Here is a 19,002-nt window from a genome sequence, read left to right as displayed (position 1 = left end):
TCGCGCCTGACGCCCGGCCGGCGCCGGGACGCCGGGTTCGCGCCCGGGCCCGGGACCGGCCGATATGGTGTGGCCGTGCCCGCCGCCCCCCACACCTCCCCGCGCACCCCTCCCCCCGCCGGCCGCCCCCGCCGGTTCGAGGCGGTCCGCGCGCGACTGCCCGCCGTCCTCGCGGTCGCCGTCACGGTGGCCGCCGGGCTGGGGATCCGCGCGGTCACCGGCGGCTGGTTCGGCAAGTACGCCGGGGACGCCCTGTACACCGTGCTGGTGCACGCGCTCGTCGTCGCGGCGGTTCCGCGGGTCTCACCGTTCCGGGCGGCGGCCTGCGCGCTGGCGTTCAGCTGGGCGGTGGAGTTCGCCCAGCTCACCCCGATCCCGGCGGCGCTGTCGGAGGCGAGCGTGCTCGCCCGGCTGGTGCTCGGCAGCACGTTCGGCGCGGCCGATCTGATCGCCTACGCCGCAGGGGCGCTCCTCTCGGCGGCGGCGCACACGGCTGCGGTCGCCGTCCGCGCGCGCCGCGGCCGGCGGGCCGGCTGACGGACCCCGCCGGAGGGGTACGGCCGGCTCTGAGCCGGCAATCCCCCTGCAACAGTCCGTTGAGCGGCCCGGTTCACGATGGGACACGACTCCGGAAGCCACCCGCCGAACGACCGGGAGGCTTCGGGGACGCCGTGAGGTGGGGCGGCGAGGAGCCCGCGCCCACCTGGCGCGTTCCCGATCCGACCGGCAGGGCGCGGGCGCCGTGTGGTGCCGCGGGCGATCTCGATGGAGGAGACCATGCGTTCACGGCGTCTCACCGCGGCGGTTCTCGGCGCGGCCGTCCTCGGAGTGTCGATCGGCTTCGTCTCCGGCACGGTCGCCCCCGGGCCCACCGTCGCGGACTCCGGGCAGCCCACCCGCGTCGGCCCCGGTTCCTCCGCCGCCGGCTCCGCACAGTCCCTCGGTATCGGCCCCGGCTGAACCGGCCCCGCGGCAGAGGGCGCCGAACGCGCGGGAGGTCCCCGGGTGAGCCGGGACGGTGAGGCGGTCCGGGTGCGCCGGAAGGCACGGGAAGGCGGCGACCGGTCACCGGCCGCCATATCCTGTGCGCATCATGCCTGAGGGACACACCATTCACCGCCTCGCGGCGCAGCACCGCGAGCTGCTCGGCGGCCGGGTGATCCACGCCGAGAGCCCGCAGGGCCGGTTCGCCGCCGGAGCGGCCCGGATCGACGGGCGGGTGCTGCGCGAGACCGACGCGCACGGCAAGCACCTGCTGCTCGGCTTCGACGACGACACCTGGCTCCACGTGCACCTGGGCATCTACGGCAAGTACGCCTTCGGCCCGGTGCCCGCGCCCGCCCCTGTCGGCGCGGTGCGGCTGCGCCTGACCGGCCCCGGGCACTACGCCGACCTGCGCGGGCCCAACACCTGCGAGCTGCTCGACCCGGGTGAGAAGAAGACGCTGCACGACAGGCTCGGCCCCGACCCGCTGCGCGCGGACGCCGATCCTGGGCTCGCCTGGCGGCGGATCGGCCGCAGCCGCACCTCCATCGGCGTCCTGCTGATGGACCAGTCGGTGGTGGCGGGCGTGGGCAACATCTACCGCGCCGAGGCGCTGTTCCGCCAGGGGGTGGACCCGGCGCGGCCCGGCCGCGACCTCACCCGCGAGCAGTGGGCCGCCATCTGGGACGACCTGGTGTTCCTGATGGCCGAGGGGGTGCGGGTGGGCCGGATCGACACGGTCCGGCCCGAGCACACCCCGGAGGCGATGGGCCGCCCGCCCCGGGTGGACGGCCACGGCGGCGAGGTCTACGTCTACCGGCGTTTCGGCATGCCGTGCCTCCTGTGCGGGACGGAGGTCCGCACCGGGGTCCTCTCGGGCCGCAACCTGTTCTGGTGCCCGTCCTGCCAGACCTCCTGACCCCCTGACCCCTCGACCGCCCTCCCCCGTCCGTCCGTCCGGGACGCGTGGGCCGGGCCCCGGCGGAGGCGGAGAGAGGGCAGGGCGGCCGGGGAACCGAAGGCAGCGCGGTCAGAGGAGCCGGAGGACGGCGTCGACCGACGCCTGGGAGGCCGGGATCAGCGGCAGCCGGACGGCCGCGGTCGGGATCCGGCCCTGGGCGTGCAGCACGCCCTTGAGGACCGTGGGGTTGGGTTCGGCGAACAGGCTCGCCGACATGACGGACAGCCGGTGTCCCAGGGCCCGGGCGTGCGCGACGTCGCCCGCGTGCCATGCCGCCGCCAGCTCGGCGAACCGGTCGGTGCGCAGGTGGGCGGAGGCGAGGATGCCGCCGGAGGCGCCGAGCGCGAGCAGTGCGGAGAAGAACGGGTCGTCCCCGGCGAGCACCGCGAACCCCTCGGGCGGGTCGGCCAGCAGGGTGACGGTGTCCTGGTCCACGCCGCCGACGGCGTGCTTGACCCCGGCCACCATGGGCAGCTCCCCCAGCCGCCGCAGGGTGGCGGCGCCGACGGACTGACCGGTCCGGTAGGGGATGTTGTAGACGATCAGCGGTACCGGGGTCTCCTGCGCCAGCGCGGCGAAGTGGGCGAGCACCCCGGCCTCGGACGGCCGGACGAAGGACGGCACGGTGACCAGCGCGGCGTCGGCGCGGTCCTTGAGGGCGAGCAGGGCCGCGGCCGATCCGCGGGTGTCGCTCGACCCGGCTCCGACGACGAGCGTCGCGCCCCGCTCCCGGCACACCCGCCCGCAGATCTCGACGACCGCCTGCCGTTCGTCGGGGGCCAGTGTGGCCGCCTCGGCGGTGGTGCCGAGGGCGACCAGCCCGGTCGCGCCCTCGTCGAGGGCGGCGTACGCCAGGTCTTCGAGCGCCGCGAGGGCGATCTCGCCGTCCTCGGCGAACGGGGTGATGAGCGGGACGAGGACACCGTTCAGGTTCATACCTCAAGCTTCCCGGCCGCCGACCGTGCAGGTCCAGTTCGCTTTTCTTCCGAGAACGTTAAGCTGAACTGATGCTGGATGTGCGACGCCTCCGCCTGCTGCGCGAGCTGGCCCACCGGGGCACGATCGCCGCGGTCGCCGAGGCCCTGGCCTTCACGCCCTCGGCCGTCTCCCAGCAGCTCGCCGTACTGGAGCGGGAGGCCGGGGCGGCGCTGCTGGAACGGACCGGCCGCCGGGTGCGGCTGACCCCCGCCGGGGTCGCGCTGGTCGGTCACGCCGAGGCCGTGCTCGAACGGCTGGAGCAGGCGGCGGCCGAGCTGGCCGCGGCGCGGACCGACCTGACCGGCACCGTCCGGATCGGCGCCTTCCCCACCGCCACCCGCGCCATCCTGCCCGCGGCCCTGGCCGCGCTGGATCGCGACCATCCCGGGCTGGAGCCGATGGTGGACGAGATCGACCCCGCCGAGGTGGCGCCGCGGCTGCGGGCGGGCGATCTGGACGTGGCCCTGGTGCACGAGTACGACTTCGTCCCCGCCGCCCCCGACCTGGCCCTCGACTCCCGGCCGCTGCTGGAGGAGTCGATGTTCCTCGCCTCCCCCGACGAGGCCGGCCCCCCGGCGGAGCGGTGGGACGCGTACGACGGCGCGGGCGGTGATCCGCTGGCGCGGTGGCGCGACGCCCCCTGGATCGCCTCCACCCCCGGGACCCTCTGTCACGCGATGACCGTGCGGGCCTGCCAGGCGGCCGGGTTCGCCCCGCGGATCCGGCACCACGTCGACGACTTCGCCACCGTCCTGGCGATGGTCGCGATCGGCCAGGGCGTCGCGCTGGTGCCGGAGCTGGGCGCCGCCGACCCGCCCGGCGGCGTCCGGCTCGTGGAGCTGCCGATGCGCCGCCGTACGCTGATCGCCTTCCGCCGCGGGTCGGGGGATCATCCGGCCATCGCCGCCTTCGTCGCCGCGCTGCGATCCTCGGCGCCGACGGGCCGCCGCGCCTGACGCGGCGGCACCGGGACGGTGAACCCGGCACGGCCCGCGCGGCGGCACGGACCGTACGGAGAAGCAGGCCACACGGACAAGCGCGCCGTACGGAAAACCAGGCCGCACGGAGAAGCGGGCCGTACGGAGGAGCGGGCCGTATGGCTCAGGCTCACATCAGGGTGCGGGCGGTCCAGAGCTCGGGGAAGACCTGGCGCTGCATGCTGCGCTCCAGCCAGGCCAGGCCGTTGGAACCGCCGGATCCCGGCTTGGCGCCCATCGAGCGGCGCACCGCCATCACGTGGCGGTAGCGCCAGTCGGAGAACCGTTCGGCCAGGTCGGTCAGGGCCTCGCCGAGCGGGGCGAGCGGCCCGCCGTACACCTCGACCCAGACGGCCTCGACCTCGGGGCTGGGCTCGTAGTCGGCGGCGTAGTCGCGCTCGATCGCCTTCCGCGGGACCGCGTGACCCCGCCGGGCGAGGAAGGCGAGCACCGAGTCGTACAGGCTCGGCTCGGAGAGGGCCTTGACCAGCTCCCGGTAGGTCTCGGGGTTGCGGCGGTGCGGGCGGGTCAGGGCCTCGGACTTGTTGCCGAGCAGGAACTCCACGTGCCGGTAGGCCGCCGACTGGAAGCCCGACGCCTCGCCGAGCGCGTCGCGGAACCGGTTGAACTGCGCCGGGGTGAGCCAGCTCAGCGACGCCCAGGCGGCGTTGAGCGCCTCGAAGTGCCGGACGGAGCGCCTGATCGTCGCGGTCGCGGCGGCGTCGTCGTCCTCGTCGAGCTGACGCTGGGCGAGCTGCCACTCCGAACGCAGCAGGCCGAAGTACAGCTCCATCACCTGCGTGGTCACCAGGAACGCCAGTTCCTCGGGGGCGTCGGTGACGGTGCGCTGGAGCCGGTGCAGGACGGCCGTCCCGACGTAGTCGTCGTACGGCGTGGCGCTGTCGAAGGCGAGCGTGGGCAGGCCCCCGTTGGCGATGGACCGCAGTTCGCGGTCATGCTCGCTGAGCTGCCTGGTGCCGGTCATCTGGGTACTCCTCGAATGTGTCCGATCACCTCCATGGTGCTCTGGAGTCGCATACTGCGAAATAATCAACCAAAGGCGATATGCGTCTTCCGCCTTTGGAACGGAAGGCATCGGACCGGTTCGGTTTGCGACATGACGGAGTGTGACCATGGATGCCATGGATTGGGCACTGCTGGGCGAGTTACAGCGGGACGCGAGGCTCTCCTACAGCGAGCTGGCCCGGCGGGTGCACATGTCCGCCCCGGCGGTGGCCGAGCGGGTGCGGCGGCTGGAGGAGACCGGGGTGATCATCGGCTACCACGCGCGCGTGGACCCGGCGCTGGCCGGGCGCGGGGTGGCGGCGCTGATCAGGATGTCGTGTTACGGGCCGCGCTGCGTGCTGCGCGACGAGCAGGCGCTGGCCTGGCCGGAGATCCTGGAGGTGCACCGGGTGACGGGCGACACCTGCTGCCTGCTGCGGGTGGCCGCCTCGTCGATGACGGCGTTCGAGGAGCTGATCGACCGGCTCGCGCCGTACGGGCACCCGTCGAGCATGATGGTGCTCTCCAGTCCGGTCCCCTGGCGGCCCCTGACGCCGTGACGGTCCGGAACGACCGCGATCCGGCGCGTCCCCGCCCCCTGACGCCGTAGGTTCCCGCCCTCACGCCCTCGGTGGGAGAGCGGAGGGGTCCTGTGCCGGGCCGGAGTCGAGGAGGGCGAGGTAGTCGTCGAGCTCCCGGCCCGCGGCGAGCATCGCCCGGCTCCGGCGTCCGAGCCGGGTTCGCCATTCGCGCAGCAGGTCCGCCAGGTCCGCCAGGTCCACCGTGCTCCCCGCGGCGCGCAGCTGCTCGATGAAGAGCCCGATCCGGGCGAGCGGGTAGCCGCCCCGGCGGAGCTGGCGGGCCATCCGCGCGTCGCGGACCGCGCCGGGCGGGTAGACGCGGTAGCCGGTGGCGCGGTCGCGGTGCGGCCGGAGGATGCCGGCCCTCTCCCACTTCCGCAGCGACGCCGGGTGCATCCCGAGCTGGTGGGCCAGCGTCCCGATGGTCAGCCCGCCGGACGGGCTTCCGGACGGGTCACCACCGGACGCGGGTTCCATGGCCGGCCGCCCGGACGCGGGTTCCGTGACCGGACGCCCGGACGGGTTCCCGCCGGATCCGGGCTCCGCGGTCAGGGCGCCGAGTGCGGCGGCGACCTCGCCGAGGGTGTCGCGCTCGCGCAGCAGCTCGGCGTGCGCCCGGTCGATGAGGTGGAACAGCGTCTCGTCGTCGCGGCGGTGCGCGGCGCGCATGATCTCCACGGCCGTCTGGTGCCCGTACCCGGGCCGCAGGGCGAGGAAGGCGCGCAGGGCCTGGGCGTGGACGGCGGAGTAGCGCCGGTACCCGGTGTCGCCGCGCTCGGCGGGCGGGAGGATCCCCTCGTCCTCGTAGTTGCGGACCGCCTGGGTGGACAGGCCGTGCTCCCGGGCGAGATCGACCGGCCGCAGCGCTCGTCGTGCCATGTTCCCCCTCATCCCCGCTTCAAGGGTTCAAAGGTACGGGCCTTGCCTCAGGAGGAGCGGCCGGAAGGGAAGACGCGTCCGGTGATCGCGCCGGCGGTGGCCCGCCAGATGGGGGAGGCGGCGTCGATGACGTCGAAGTGGCCGCCGGACATCTCCAGGTACGTCACGTCGTCCCCGGCGTCCTGGGCGGCGCGGGCGTAGCGGCGGCCCAGGTCGAGGAGGTCGAGGTTGTCGCCCCCGCCCTGCACGACGAGCTGGGGGACGCCAAGGGGCAGCCGCTCCATCGGGCTGGAGTCGCGGTAGGTCCCGGGCGCCTCGTCGGCCGTCCCGCCGAGGGCGGCCTCCACCGCGCCGTCTCCCAGGTGCCTGCGCTCGCCCTCCACGAGGTCCACGACGCCGGCCAGGGAGACGGCCAGGGTGACCCGGCGGTCGTCGGCGGCGGCGCGCAGGGCGAGCTGGCCGCCCGCCGAGTGGCCGATGAGCACGACCGGCCCCGGGGCGTCCCCGGCGGCCAGCGCGACGCCGCGTGCCACGTCCTCGGTGGTCGCGGCCCAGCCGTGCAGGTCGGGGCGGCGGTACTCCAGGTTCCAGGCGGCGAAGCCGCGTCCGGCCAGGTCGACGCAGAGCGCGTCCATCAGGTCGGCGCCCCAGACGGAGCGCCAGTAGCCGCCGTGCAGCAGCACCGCCACGGGCGCCCGGCCGGCGTCGCCGCCCTCCGGGAGGCGCACCTCGGCCCACTGGTCGGGGTGCTCGCCGTAGGGGACGCGCCTGGCCGGCCACCGCATCCGGTGCACGGCGTGCCTGATCGCCCAGGTCAGCCCGCCGACCCCGCGCCCGTACAGGTACGTCGCGCCGGGTCCCGAGGCGGGCGGGGGAAACCGGTCGCCCGGGGCGGCCGGTTTGGTGAGGTCCACCCAGACGGCCCGGGGGTGCCCGGCGAACAGCGCGCGCGCCTCGGGGTCGGAGCCGGGGACGGCGACCACCGGGCCGGGCGACTCCAGTGCATCGCGGAAGGCGGGCAGGTCGGCGGCCGGCGACACCCTGCCCTGGACGCCGAGGGCGGCGAACTCGCGGTCGGCCACCTCGGTGAGCAGCCGGAGATCGGCGACCAGGGCGGGACCGGTGACCACGAGCACCTCGGATGCGAAGATCATCCGCTTATTGTCCACTATCCCCTGAATGGTCGTGCTGAGATGCGTCCGGGGCGCAGGGCGGCGACAGGAGCCCGGTGGAAGCGGATACCCGCGGCAGGAGCCCGGGGGAAGCGGATGCCGGCGGTGCCCACGTCCCGCCGACGCCCCTCGGCGCCGGCCCGGCCCGGCGATGGGGTGACCGCAAGGGGATAACAACCTTTTTTCACCATGAACCCGGGTCACGGCATATTTCGTGGTTTTTGGGATGATATCGGGGTGTCAGTCCCTAGCTTCTGGTACTGCTGAGGCATTAGCGTCTGCCCATGCGCCACGTTGAGATCTCCGGCAAGAGGCTCCGGCTGAGGGAAGTGACCGCCGCGGACGTGGACGCGATGCACGCCGTGTACGGCGACCCCACCGCCACCGAGCACCTGCCGTTCGACCCGCGCACCCGCGAGGAGGTCGAGGAGATCGTCGCCGAGGCGATGGACGCCGCCCGCGCCGAGCCCCGCCGCCTGTACGTGCTCGCCGTGACCGAGGCCGACCGCGACGACGCCATCGGCGTGGCCCGCCTGCGCATCGACGCCGACCATCCGCACAGCGCGGAGCTCGGCCTCGGCCTGCGGCCCGACCACTGGGGCCGCGGCATCGGCACCGACCTGATCCGGCTGGTGCTCGCGTTCGGCTTCCGGGACCTGCGCCTGCACCGCGTCTGGGGCGCGCGCTCCCCCGCCAACACCGCGGCCCAGCTCGCGATGCTGGTGGCCGGGATGGTCGAGGAGGGCCGGATCAGGCACCACGTGCGGGCCCGGGGCACCTGGCGCGACTCCGTGATCCACTCGGCCCTGGAGGACGAGTGGGAGGGGTACCGCGACGTCTGACCCGGCCCGCGCGGGCCGGTGGGCGCGCGCCCGCCGGCCCACGGTCCGTGACCGCCCGGTCCCGCTCCCGGGAGGGAGCCCGATCCGGGGACGTCCGTACGGCCCGCACGGGGCAGGTCGTGACGGAATCGCTGCCTTTTTCAGTTACAAAGGTGGGTAAATACCCCTAGAGTCCGCCCCTGTGAGTGAGAGTTCCAGCCTCCCCGTACGCGGGCGCGCCGTACGGCCCTCCGGCCGGCACCGCAGACCCGTGCCCTCCCAGCTCCCACCCGAGGCACCCGCGCTGGTGCTCGCCACGCTCGGCGACGCGTCAGGCGTCGCCGCCGGGCTGGCGTCCATGATCCGGGTGGACAACCCACAGATCGAAGTACGCCTCGCCGGTCTCGGCGAGGACGGCAAGGAGCTGACCTCCGAGCTGGAGGCGGCGGCCCGTGAGCGTCCCGCGGACGGCGAGGCCGCCATCGTGGTGCCCCTGCTGACCGGCCCGCACCCGGTCGCCGACGGCGTGATCGCCGCGGCGGTCGCGGCGAGCGGGGTGGCGGCGCGGGTCACCGAGTCGCTCGGGCCGCACCCGCTGCTCGCCGAGGCGCTGCACATCCGCCTGGCCGAGAAGAACCTTGCCCGCGCGGACCGGATGCGGCTGCTCAACATCGGAAGCCCCATCGACGCGGTCGTCCTCGCCACGGTCGGCGGCGCGTACGGGGCGGCCGAGGCCCAGCCGACGGCCGTCCTGCTGGCCTCGCGCCTGACCCTCCCCGTGCTGGTCGCCTCCCTGGACGGCGGCCCGGACGCCGCCGCCGCGGCCGAGCGGCTGCGCGGCGTCGGCGCCGAGCGCATCGCCCTCTCCCCCTGCCTCATCGGCCCCGAGGCCGACCCCGGCCTGGTGGGCGAGGCGGCGGCGCTGATCGGCGCCGAGTCCGCCGACCCGCTCGGCGCGCACGACCTCATCGCCGACCTCGCCGCCCGCGCCTACGGAAGCGTCCTGGCCGAGGACGCCTGACGGCCGGCGGCCGAGGACGGCCGACGGTCGAGAGCCGTCGGCGGCCGGCGGCTTCACGCGAGCGTCCCCTTCCGGTGCGGCCGCACCGGAAGGGGACGCGCGGGACGGGCCCCGCCCGGTTCCGGTGTGCCTCCGTACCGGACCTCAGCGCCGCGCCAGCGCCAGCACGCTCAGCCCGAACATCAGGACGCCCAGGGGGAGATGGACCGCCGGTACGTGCGCGATGCCCAGCGCGACCTGGACGGAGGCGAGGACGAGGAAGCCGGACGCGTGCCAGATGGGCCGGGGCGAGCCGCCGCCCGGCTTCCACGCCAGCACCGCCGCGAGCACGTACAGCAGCGCCGCCCCGTACATCACGCGGGCTCCGACGCTGTGCAGCGTCTCTCCGTAGGACGAGGTCAGCAGCAGTCCGGCGGAAACCGCCTGAAGGAAGATGGTCAGGGTCTGCAGAGCGATCGCGATCCGCAGGAACGAGAAACTGCGCTGTGCCGTCGCCTGGGTGGTCATGCCACGGTCCCCCTGTTCCGCCCCCGGGGGCAGTAGGTCGATAAGGTCTCACCAGCCCGACGACGCGGGCCCGCGAAAGGTAAGGCGAGAAGGCGATCGGAAGCATGGGGACGGCCGGGACGAGCACCGATGAGACAGCCGGTGAGCGGCGCCAGCTGATCAATGTCGCCTACCGGTTGCTCGGCTCGCTGGCCGAGGCCGAGGACGCCGTACAGGAGGCCTACGCGCGCTGGTACGCGCTGCCACGAAGCCGGCAGGAGGAGATCGTGTCCCCCGGCGCCTGGCTGACGACGGTGACCGGCCGCATCTGCCTGGACGTGCTCGGCTCGGCGCGGGCCCGGCGTGAACGGTATGTCGGCGCGTGGCTGCCCGAACCGCTGCCCGGCCGCGCCGGGTGGGACCACGGCCCTGGCACCGACCTCGCCGACCAGATGGTCCTGGACGAATCGGTGACCATGGCCTTCCTCGTCGTCCTGGAGTCGATGACACCCGCCGAGCGGGTGGCGTTCGTCCTGCACGACGTCTTCCGCTACCCCTTCGCCGAGATCGCCGACGTCCTCGGCCGGACCCCCGCGGCCTGCAAGCAGCTGGCGGCCTCCGCCCGGCGGCGGGTGGGCGTCGCGCGCCCTCCGGTGACGGCGGCCCGGCAGGCCGACGTGGTGCGGCATGTCAAGGAGGCATGGGAGACGAAGGACATCGCGGCCCTCGTCGGCCTCCTCGATCCCGCCGCCGTCATGACCGCCGACGGCGGCGGCATCGTCAGTGCCGCCCTGCGCCCGGTCGAGGGGGCCGCGCCCATCGCCCGGTACATGGCCGCCCTCACCGGCAGGGCTCCGGGGCTCGAACTCCTGGAGTGGCCGGTCAACGGCGTGCCGGGTCTGGTGGTCCGGCAGGCCGGCGCCGTCACGGCCGTGGCCTCGTTCGATGTCGCCGACGGCCGCGTCACCCGGATCTGGGTGGTCCGCAATCCGGAGAAGCTGCGGCCGTGGGCGCGGCTCGGAGAGGCGCATGAGCCGCCGGGCACGGCCTAGGACCTAGTCCCGTTCCAGCCAGACGTAGCCGGCGAAGCGGCCGGTCACGCCGTCGCGGCGGTGGGAGAACAGCTCGGGGCTCTCGATGGTGCAGCGCGTGTCGTGGGTGACCTCGCCGACACCGGCCCTGGCGAGCTGCGAGTTGATCGCGGCCCGCAGGTCGAGGGCGGGGGTGTCGTGGCGGGTGATCGACCACGCCTCGGGGACGACGGCCGTGACCTCGGCGCGCATCTCCTCCGGCACCTCGTAGCAGCTCCCGCAGGCCATCGGGCCGATCAGGGCGGTCATCCGGCCCGGCTCCGCGCCGCGCGCCGCCATCTCCGCCACCAGCGCCGGGACCACCCCCGAGACGGTGCCGGCCCGCCCGGAGTGCGCCGCGCCCACCAGGCCCGCCGCGGGGTCGGCCAGCAGGACGGGCGCGCAGTCGGCGCACAGCGCCGCCAGGCCGAGGCCGGGGACGTCGGTGCAGACGCCGTCCAGCGGCGGCGGGTCGTCGCCGAACGGCTCGGTGACGTAGCGGACGTCGGCGCTGTGGACCTGCCGCATGAACACGACCCGCTCCAGCCCGAACTCCGCCGCGGTACCGGCCCGGTTGGCCGCGACCGCCGCGGGGTCGTCCCCGCACGCGCCGCCGAGGTTGCGGGTGTCGTACGGCGCAGCGCTCACGCCTCCGTGACGGTCCGTGATCCTCATCTGAACGTTCACGGCCTTGACCTTACCGACCCGGCGGAACCCCTCTCCAACCGTGTTCGTTGCACGGTCAGCGCGGATCCTCCGTTCCGCCGGTTCCCCCGAGAGGTTGCGAGCGCATGACGCAGATCGCGTACGACCGCAAGGAGCAGCTCCGTCAGATCGAGAGCGGCCTGATGCCCGGCGAGCAGATCATCGCCGTCTACGACGCCATCGGCACGGGCACCGGGTTCCTCGGCCTCACCGACAGGCGGGTGATCGTCCAGGACAAGTCGTTCGTGGGCAAGAAGATCGCCATCACGAGCATCCCCTACAGCAAGATCTCGGCCGTCAGCGTGGTGAGCAACAAGTCCCTCGCCGGCGGGTTCTTCTCCTCCGGCGCCATCGCCGTCCACGTGGGCACCCACACCTACGAGGTGGAGTTCCGCGGCGACGAGAAGGCCCACCACGCCCACAACGTCATCCTGAGCTTCATCAGCCGCTGACCCCGCCGTACGGCGAGGCCGACCCGGTGGCCCCCGTCAGGAGGCGGTGACCGATCGGTACAGGTCCATCGTCCGCTCGGCGATCCTTGCCCAGGAGAAGTGCTCCACGGCCCGCGCCCGCCCGGCCGCGCCCAGCTCGGCGGCCAGCTTCGGGTCGTCCAGCAGCCGGTTGATCCGCTCGGCGAGGTCGGCGGCGAACCGCTCGGGGTCGTCGGGGGAGCCGTCGGCGGCTGACTGCTCGATCGGCACCAGCAGGCCCGTCGACCCGTCGGCCACGACCTCGGGGATGCCGCCGGTGGCGGTGGCCACCACGGCGGTCTCGCAGGCCATGGCCTCCAGGTTCACGATGCCCATCGGCTCGTAGACCGAGGGGCAGACGAACACCGTGGCGTGGGTCAGGATCTGGATCACCTCGGGGCGCGGCAGCATCTCCGAGATCCACACGACGCCCTCGCGGTCCAGCCCCCGGACCAGGGCGGTCACCTCCTCGGCGATCTCCGGGGTGTCCGGCGCGCCCGCGCAGAGCACGAGCTGGGCGTCGCGCCGCAGGTCCCGTGCCGCGTGCAGCAGATGGACCAGCCCCTTCTGCCGGGTGATCCGGCCCACGAACACCACGTACGGCCGGGCCGGGTCGATGCCGTGCGCGGCCAGGAAACCGGTGTCGGGATCGGGGGCGTACTGGGCGGTGTCGATCCCGTTGTGGATCACCGTGACCTTCTCCGGCGCCACCGCCGGGTAGGCGGCCAGCACGTCGCGGCGCATGCCCTCCGAGACCGCGACGACCGCGTCGGCGCTCGCCAGCGCGCCGCGCTCGGCCCAGGACGACAAGGTGTAGCCGCCGCCGAGCTGCTCGGCCTTCCACGGCCGCAGCGGCTCCAGGCTGTGGGTGGTCATCACGTGCGGGACGCCGTACAGCATCTTGGCGACGTGGCCGGCGAAGTTGGCGTACCAGGTGTGGCTGTGCACCAGGTCCGCGCCCTGGCACGCCGCCGCCATCTCCAGGTCGACGCCGAGGACCTGGAGGGCGGCGTTGGCCCCCTCCAGTCCGGCCGGCGTCCGGTACGCCGCCACCCCCTCCTCCGCCCGGGGCGCCCCGAAGCAGCGCACCCGGACCTCGGCCAGCCTCCGAAGCTCGCGGGCGAGGTACTCGACATGGACACCGGCTCCGCCGTACACCTCTGGGGGATACTCGCGGCTCAGCAGATCAACGCGCATATGATCAGCGTAGTGTTTCATCCCTGTTCACCGGGTTAGGGTCGGGTGTATGAGAGTCCTCGCGATCGTCCTCGCCGGCGGCGAAGGCAAGCGGTTGATGCCGCTCACGGCCGACCGGGCCAAGCCGGCCGTGCCGTTCGGGGGGATCTACCGGCTCGTCGACTTCGTGCTGTCGAACCTCGCCAACGGCCAGTACCTGAAGATCGTGGTGCTGACGCAGTACAAGAGCCACAGCCTCGACCGGCACGTCTCCCGCACCTGGCGGCTGTCGACCATGCTGGGCAACTACGTCACTCCGGTGCCCGCGCAGCAGCGGCTGGGCCCGCACTGGTTCTCCGGGTCGGCCGACGCGCTGTTCCAGAACCTGAACCTCATCTACGACGAGATGCCCGAGCACGTCATCGTGTTCGGCGCCGACCACATCTACCGGATGGACCCCCGGCAGATGGTGGAGCAGCACGTCGACTCCGGCGCCGACGTGACGGTGGCGGCCATCCGGCAGCCGCTGTCGCTCGCCGACCAGTTCGGGGTGATCGAGACCGACCCGGCCGGGCGGCGGATCGTGGCGTTCCGCGAGAAGCCCAAGGACGCGGTGGGCCTGCCCGACGCCCCCGACCAGGTGTACGCGTCGATGGGCAACTACGTCTTCAAGACCCAGGCGTTGCTCGACGCGCTCCGCGAGGACGCGCTCGACCCCACCAGCAAGCACGACCTCGGCGGGAACATCATCCCGATGCTGGTGAAGTCCGGCGGCGCCCAGGTGTACGACTTCGCCGACAACGTGGTGCCCGGCTCCACCGAGCGTGACCGGGGCTACTGGCGCGACGTCGGAACGCTCGACGCCTTCTACGAGGCCCACATGGACCTCATCTCACCGCACCCGGTCTTCAACCTGTACAACCAGCAGTGGCCGATCTACACCTGGCACGACCCGCTCCCGCCGGCCAAGTTCGTCCACAACGAGGGCGACCGGGTCGGGCGGGCGGTCGACTCCCTGGTGTCCGCCGGTGTGATCGTCTCCGGCGGCCTGGCGGACCACTCGATCCTCTCCCCCGGCGTGGTGCTGCACTCGCACTCGCGGGTGGAGGACTCGGTGCTGATGGACAACGTGAAGATCGGCCGGGGCGCCGTCGTCCGCAAGGCGATCATCGACAAGAACGTGGTCATCCCCGACGGGGCGCGGATCGGCTTCGACCTCGAGTACGACCGCAGCCGGTTCGCGGTCACCAGGAACGGGATCGTGGTCATCGGCAAGAACGAGATCATCGACCGCTGACGGGCTTCCCTGGAGGCCAGGCCCCGGCCGGTGTACCGGCACCGGGCCGCTGACCGGCGCCTGGACGCCCGTCCGCGTCGGCCGACCGGCGCCTCGGACGCCGGGCCGCGCGCGGAGCGGCCCGGTGTCCCGGAGGGGCGGATCAGTTGACCGAGGGCTTCTCCGGGAGCCGGTCGAGGATCGCCTGGAACATCGTCGCGTTGAACGCGGACATCTCGTCCATCCGCGTCTCCAGCTTGTCGATCCGCCCGTTCACGAGCGAGAACCGCTCGTCTATCGCGTCGAACTTGGCGTTCATCTCCTCACGGAGGAGATCGACCTTGGTGTCGAGCTTGGAGACCCGGTCGTCCAGCACGGAGACGCGGTCGTCCAGCTTGGCGACCCGGTCGTCCAGCGCTGAGACCCGCCTGTCGAGCTTGGAGACCCGATCGTCCAGCTTGGAGACGCGGTCGTCGACCTTGGCGACCCGGTCGTCCAGCACGGAGACGCGCTTGTCGAGCTTGGCGACCTGCGTGCCGAGGTCGGAGACCTGCGTACCGAGCTCGGAAACCCGGGTATCCAGCACGGAGACGCGCTTGTCGAGCTTGGCGACCCGGTCGTCCAATGTGGAGACCCGGTCGTCGAGCATGGTGACCCTGATGTCCAGCCTGGTGACCTTGCCGTCCAGCTTGGAGACGTGCGTGCCGAGCTCGGAGACATGCGTGCCGAGGTCGGAGACCCGGGTGTCGAGCGTGGCGACCTTGGTACCGAGCTCGCCCACCTTGCGGTCGACGCCCGTGACCCTGGCGCCGAGGTCGGAGACGCGGGTGTCGAGTGCGACGGCCTTGGTACCGAGTTCGCCCACCTTGCGGTCGACGCCCGTGACCCTGGTGTCGAGGCCGGTCACGACGGCCTTCAGCTCCCCGACCTGGACACCCAGGCCGACGGCCTTGTCGTCCAGGCCCTTGAACCAGTCGTCCACCCGCTTGATCCGCTCGTCCGCCGTGTTGAGCTGGGTGTAGACGGGGTCCAGTGCCTCGTACGCGCGCTGCGAGGCTCTGGACCCGCACTCGGTGCCGAGCGTCATGAAGTCCTGCTCCAGCCGGGTCACTCGTTCCTCCAACGTGGTCATGGTTCTCTCCTCGGGGGATGGGTTCAGCGTAGGCGCGTCGCGCCGTCGAGGATCGGAGGCAGGGGACGAGTCCTCGCGGGGAACATCATGCGGCGTGATCGGCCGTCACGTGGCGTGTTCGGCAAACCGTTTCCGCAGGAAATCGGGGCGGGATGAGGAATCTCCCTCGGGGAGGGCGACATGCCGAGCCGGGGATGCGAAAGGTTCTCCGAAATGCCGATGTCACGGAACATCCTCCGGACCGTCCGGCATCATCGCGTCCTCCCCGGATCGCCGGGCACCATGGCGCGTCCGCCGAAGCGTCCGATGTCACGGGCCCTCCGGCCGCCGGGCGTCGCGGCGCTACGCCTCCCGCACGAAGGACTCGTTCACGATTTCCCATTGACGGAGTGAGTACTCACTCCGTACGGTGAAGACATGGAGACCACATCCCCCCGGCGCAGAGCGCCGGGAATGAGCCCCGAGCGGCGGCGGGAGATGATCGTGCTCGCCGCCCTCCCCCTGATCGCCGAGTACGGCACCGCCGTCACCACCAGCCAGGTCGCCAGGGCCGCCGGGATCGGCGAGGCCACGATCTTCCGGGTGTTCGCCGACAAGGACGAGCTGCTGGACGCCTGCGTGGCCGAGGCCCTCCAGCCCGGCCACGTGCTGGAGCAGCTCGCCGCCGTCCCGCTCGACCAGCCGCTCGCCGCCCGCCTGACCGAGGCCGCCGAGGCCATGCGGGCCCACATGACGCGGATCGGCACGGTCCTCGGCGCCCTGCACGCCTCGGGCCACCGTTCGTCCCGCGACCGGCGCCCCTCCCCCGGGGACCGTACGGACGCGCCGACCGGCACCGCGGGCGAGGAGCCCACCGGCGGGACAGCCGGCGAGGCGGCCGCCGGCCGGCCGGGCGGGCCGCATCCGCCGGGCGGCCGGGAGGCGTCCCTCCGGCGGACCCGCGAGGCGCTGGCCGAGCTGTTCGAGCCGGACCGCGAGGCGCTGCGTCTTCCCCCGGAACGGCTGGCCGCGCTGTTCATGGACCTGATGTCCGCCGGGAGCAGGCGATCGGCCGGCGACACCGCGCCGGACGTCGCCGAAGTCGTGGACGTGTTCGTGCACGGCGCGCTGGCCCGTCCCGGCTCCGCCGAGGAGGGCGCGAGGTGACCGTCACGCTGAACCACACCATCGTCCCCGCCCGTGACAACGGACGCGCGGCCCGGTTCTTCGCCGACGTCATGGGCCTGGAGTGCCTGCCTCCGGCCGGGGCGCGCGGCCACTTCGCGCCCGTCCGGGTCAACGGCTCCCTCACCCTCGACTACATGACCGTCGAGGACCCCGAGGGGCACCACCTGGCCTTCGACGTGGACCCGGCCACGTTCGGCGCGATCCTGGCCCGGCTCCGGGAGCGCGGCGTGCCGTACGGCAGCCACCCCGCCGACCGCGCCAACGGCCGCGTCGACCACCCGCTGTGCCCGCGCGGCCTGTTCTTCTCCGACGACTCCGGCAACCTCTACGAGGTCATGTCCCCCGAATAGGCGCCGGGGACGAGGCCGACCCGGAGGGTGGCGACGGGGTCGCCGGTGGCCGATCGGAAACCACCGGATACCTGTACGTTGTAGATTCTTCCGGGACGTTCCCCGATCATGACGGCGAACCGTCCCGGAACCGGCGGGGCACCGGCCGCCGGGGAGGGGCGCGGACCCGCGAGGAGGGCCTCGATGAGACCGGTACGGTCGTTCCCCCGGCTGAGCCCGGCCGAGCGCCGGGTCTGGAACGCCTATCCCACGGGCGCCTGGGTGGACCTGCGCACCGGCGACCCGGAGGAGGACGACCCGGCGAGGGGCGCCGGGTGGGGGCCGGATCGGACGGTCCGCGCGGAGGTCCTGGCGGCGCTGCTGCGCGGCGCGCGGCAGGCCGCGCAGGGCGGGACCGCCGGGCTGCGACTGGCGGGCGCGCGGGTCACGGGTCCGCTCGACCTGTCGGACGCCACCCTCACCGGCAAGCTGCACCTGCTCAACTGCCACCTGGCCGGGGCCGTCTCCCTCAACGACGCCACCGCCGTCGGCGTCCGGTTCCGGGGGTGCGACCTGGAACGCGTCCGGGCCACCCGGTGCACGGTCAAGGGCCTGCTCGACTTCGACGGCTCGACCGTCCACGCCGGGATCCGGCTGGACAACGCCGAGGTGAACGGCCAGCTCAGGCTCTCCCGGATGCGCCTTTCCGCCCCGGGCGAACGGCTCAAACCGGGTGCCAACTGGATGGTGGACACCCGCCGGACGATCTCCCTCGAGGAGGCGCGTGAACGCCGCCTCGACCAGGTCCGCCACGCGCTGTGGGCCGGCGGTCTCACCGTCACCGGTGCGACGTTCATGCGGGACACGCACGTCACCGGCGGCCTGCGGCTCATCGGGGCGAAGCTCCGGAGCGGGATCTACCTGCAGGGTTCGGTCGTCACCGCGACCGGGCCGCACGCCGTGACGGCCGACATGCTGGAATGCGGGTCGGCGGAGTTCAGCGCCGGGTTCACCGCGACCGGCACGATCCGGATGCGCGGCGCGCGCGTCGGCGGGACGCTCTCCTTCTCCGACGCGACGCTGAAGGCCCCCGGCCGGGTGCTGCACCTCAGCCACGCCCAGGTGGACGAGGTGATCCTGACCCCGGAGTCGATCGAGGGGGAGGTCAACCTGGGCTACTCGCGGATCGGCGTCCTGCTCGACCGGCCGGACGCCTACCCCGGCGGGGTCCACCTCAACGGGCTGGTCTACGAGGCGCTGCGCGGCCCGTGGAGCGTGGCCGAGCGGTTGTCGTGGGCGAGCCGGGACCCGGACGGCTACCGGCCCCAGCCGTACGAGCAGCTCGCGGCGTGGTACCGGCGGATCGGCCACGAGCCGGACGCGCGCCGGGTGCTGCTGGCCAAGCAGCGCGACCGGCGCGGCACGCTCCGGCCGGCCGGGCGGGCGTGGGGCGGGCTGCTCGACCTCGTCGTCGGGTACGGCTACCGCCCCTGGCTGGCGGCCCTGTGGGCGGTGGTGCTGCTGACCGCCGGGACGGTGGCCTTCGGCGCCGTTCCGCCGGTGAAGATCGACCCGGAGGAGGTCCGGGTCTTCCAGCCGTTCACCTACACCCTCGACCTGCTGGTCCCGGTGAGCGTCTTCGAGCAGCGGGGGGCGTGGGATCCGGTGGGCTGGACCCGGTGGCTGGCCTGGACCCTGATCGTGTCGGGGTGGATCCTGGCCACCGCGCTGATCTCCGGGGCAGCGCGGGTGCTGCGGCCCGGCCCGGCCGCGTAGGGGCTCCGCCGTACGGCCCGGCCCCGGCGCCGCGGG

21 protein-coding genes are annotated in these 19,002 nt (G+C 73.5%); 13 read left to right on the top strand and 8 right to left on the bottom strand.

The annotated features are described in order from the left end of the window. The first annotated feature begins 75 nt into the window (after positions 1-75). From HDA43_RS35555 to HDA43_RS30100, 3 genes are all read left to right on the top strand, one after another. Positions 76-537 (top strand): ribosomal maturation YjgA family protein, encoded by a 462-nt coding sequence (locus tag HDA43_RS35555; RefSeq protein WP_179827648.1) that lies wholly within the window; start codon positions 76-78, stop codon positions 535-537. Positions 538-777: 240 nt separating this feature from the next. Beyond that, the gene (locus HDA43_RS30105) at positions 778-960 is read left to right on the top strand and encodes a hypothetical protein (protein ID WP_179827645.1); all 183 of its coding nucleotides are present in this window, start codon (positions 778-780) and stop codon (positions 958-960) included. A 133-nt stretch (positions 961-1,093) separates the two neighbouring features. Beyond that, positions 1,094-1,903, top strand: coding sequence for an Fpg/Nei family DNA glycosylase (locus tag HDA43_RS30100; protein WP_179827643.1), 810 nt, complete (start codon positions 1,094-1,096; stop codon positions 1,901-1,903). A 111-nt stretch (positions 1,904-2,014) separates the two neighbouring features. Here HDA43_RS30100 and HDA43_RS30095 read toward each other — a convergent pair whose 3' ends face one another. Continuing rightward, positions 2,015-2,881, bottom strand: coding sequence for a 4-hydroxy-tetrahydrodipicolinate synthase family protein (locus HDA43_RS30095; RefSeq protein ID WP_179827641.1), 867 nt, complete (start codon positions 2,879-2,881; stop codon positions 2,015-2,017). 71 nt (positions 2,882-2,952) lie between these two features. On the opposite strand from HDA43_RS30095, the gene HDA43_RS30090 reads away from it, so the two are divergent. Beyond that, complete coding sequence (locus HDA43_RS30090; RefSeq protein ID WP_179827639.1) at positions 2,953-3,879, top strand: LysR family transcriptional regulator; 927 nt, start codon at positions 2,953-2,955, stop codon at positions 3,877-3,879. A gap of 151 nt (positions 3,880-4,030) precedes the next feature. Here HDA43_RS30090 and HDA43_RS30085 read toward each other — a convergent pair whose 3' ends face one another. Next, positions 4,031-4,885, bottom strand: a complete 855-nt coding sequence (locus tag HDA43_RS30085; protein WP_179827637.1) for a tryptophan 2,3-dioxygenase — start codon at positions 4,883-4,885, stop codon at positions 4,031-4,033. A 148-nt stretch (positions 4,886-5,033) separates the two neighbouring features. On the opposite strand from HDA43_RS30085, the gene HDA43_RS30080 reads away from it, so the two are divergent. Next, the gene (locus HDA43_RS30080; protein WP_179827636.1) at positions 5,034-5,465 is read left to right on the top strand and encodes an Lrp/AsnC family transcriptional regulator; all 432 of its coding nucleotides are present in this window, start codon (positions 5,034-5,036) and stop codon (positions 5,463-5,465) included. A gap of 60 nt (positions 5,466-5,525) precedes the next feature. Here HDA43_RS30080 and HDA43_RS30075 read toward each other — a convergent pair whose 3' ends face one another. Together HDA43_RS30075 and HDA43_RS30070 are read right to left on the bottom strand one after the other, a co-directional pair. Next, positions 5,526-6,365: a MerR family transcriptional regulator gene (locus tag HDA43_RS30075; RefSeq protein WP_179827634.1), complete on the bottom strand. Its 840-nt coding sequence runs from the start codon at positions 6,363-6,365 to the stop codon at positions 5,526-5,528. A gap of 47 nt (positions 6,366-6,412) precedes the next feature. After that, on the bottom strand, positions 6,413-7,519 hold the full coding sequence (locus HDA43_RS30070) for an alpha/beta hydrolase (protein WP_179827632.1): 1,107 nt from the start codon (positions 7,517-7,519) through the stop codon (positions 6,413-6,415). 302 nt (positions 7,520-7,821) lie between these two features. On the opposite strand from HDA43_RS30070, the gene HDA43_RS30065 reads away from it, so the two are divergent. Together HDA43_RS30065 and HDA43_RS30060 are read left to right on the top strand one after the other, a co-directional pair. Next, the gene (locus HDA43_RS30065; RefSeq protein ID WP_179827631.1) at positions 7,822-8,379 is read left to right on the top strand and encodes a GNAT family N-acetyltransferase; all 558 of its coding nucleotides are present in this window, start codon (positions 7,822-7,824) and stop codon (positions 8,377-8,379) included. 181 nt (positions 8,380-8,560) lie between these two features. Then, positions 8,561-9,379 (top strand): sirohydrochlorin chelatase, encoded by an 819-nt coding sequence (locus tag HDA43_RS30060; RefSeq protein ID WP_312873612.1) that lies wholly within the window; start codon positions 8,561-8,563, stop codon positions 9,377-9,379. A 144-nt stretch (positions 9,380-9,523) separates the two neighbouring features. Here HDA43_RS30060 and HDA43_RS30055 read toward each other — a convergent pair whose 3' ends face one another. Then, positions 9,524-9,886, bottom strand: a complete 363-nt coding sequence (locus HDA43_RS30055; RefSeq protein ID WP_179827629.1) for a hypothetical protein — start codon at positions 9,884-9,886, stop codon at positions 9,524-9,526. 104 nt (positions 9,887-9,990) lie between these two features. On the opposite strand from HDA43_RS30055, the gene sigJ reads away from it, so the two are divergent. Then, positions 9,991-10,917: an RNA polymerase sigma factor SigJ gene (sigJ, locus tag HDA43_RS30050; protein ID WP_179827627.1), complete on the top strand. Its 927-nt coding sequence runs from the start codon at positions 9,991-9,993 to the stop codon at positions 10,915-10,917. A gap of 3 nt (positions 10,918-10,920) precedes the next feature. On the opposite strand, the gene pgeF is transcribed toward sigJ, so the two are convergent. Then, positions 10,921-11,610 (bottom strand): peptidoglycan editing factor PgeF, encoded by a 690-nt coding sequence (pgeF, locus tag HDA43_RS30045; RefSeq protein WP_179828816.1) that lies wholly within the window; start codon positions 11,608-11,610, stop codon positions 10,921-10,923. Positions 11,611-11,726: 116 nt separating this feature from the next. On the opposite strand from pgeF, the gene HDA43_RS30040 reads away from it, so the two are divergent. Next, positions 11,727-12,092, top strand: a complete 366-nt coding sequence (locus HDA43_RS30040) for a PH domain-containing protein (protein ID WP_179827625.1) — start codon at positions 11,727-11,729, stop codon at positions 12,090-12,092. Between the two features lie 36 nt (positions 12,093-12,128). Here HDA43_RS30040 and glgA read toward each other — a convergent pair whose 3' ends face one another. Then, complete coding sequence (gene glgA / locus HDA43_RS30035) at positions 12,129-13,307, bottom strand: glycogen synthase (protein WP_179827623.1); 1,179 nt, start codon at positions 13,305-13,307, stop codon at positions 12,129-12,131. Positions 13,308-13,356: 49 nt separating this feature from the next. Between glgA and glgC the strand changes: the two genes are divergently transcribed. After that, positions 13,357-14,583, top strand: coding sequence for a glucose-1-phosphate adenylyltransferase (glgC, locus tag HDA43_RS30030; protein ID WP_179827622.1), 1,227 nt, complete (start codon positions 13,357-13,359; stop codon positions 14,581-14,583). 142 nt (positions 14,584-14,725) lie between these two features. On the opposite strand, the gene HDA43_RS30025 is transcribed toward glgC, so the two are convergent. Beyond that, positions 14,726-15,694: a coiled-coil domain-containing protein gene (locus HDA43_RS30025; protein WP_179827621.1), complete on the bottom strand. Its 969-nt coding sequence runs from the start codon at positions 15,692-15,694 to the stop codon at positions 14,726-14,728. Positions 15,695-16,111: 417 nt separating this feature from the next. Between HDA43_RS30025 and HDA43_RS30020 the strand changes: the two genes are divergently transcribed. From HDA43_RS30020 to HDA43_RS30010, 3 genes are all read left to right on the top strand, one after another. Next, on the top strand, positions 16,112-16,840 hold the full coding sequence (locus HDA43_RS30020) for a TetR/AcrR family transcriptional regulator (protein WP_246424757.1): 729 nt from the start codon (positions 16,112-16,114) through the stop codon (positions 16,838-16,840). Further along, positions 16,837-17,211 carry a VOC family protein gene (locus HDA43_RS30015; RefSeq protein WP_179827620.1) on the top strand — a complete coding sequence of 125 codons (375 nt, stop codon included), beginning with the start codon at positions 16,837-16,839 and terminating at the stop codon, positions 17,209-17,211. The genes HDA43_RS30020 and HDA43_RS30015 overlap by 4 nt, the downstream gene beginning before the upstream one ends. 183 nt (positions 17,212-17,394) lie before the next feature. Continuing rightward, positions 17,395-18,966, top strand: coding sequence for a pentapeptide repeat-containing protein (locus HDA43_RS30010; RefSeq protein ID WP_179827619.1), 1,572 nt, complete (start codon positions 17,395-17,397; stop codon positions 18,964-18,966). The last annotated feature ends 36 nt before the right edge of the window (positions 18,967-19,002 follow it).

Source organism: Streptosporangium sandarakinum (genome assembly GCF_013409935.1).
Lineage (GTDB): Bacteria > Actinomycetota > Actinomycetes > Streptosporangiales > Streptosporangiaceae > Streptosporangium > Streptosporangium nondiastaticum.
Note: the sequence above shows the minus strand (reverse complement) of the source record. Positions and strands in the feature narration are given on the sequence as shown.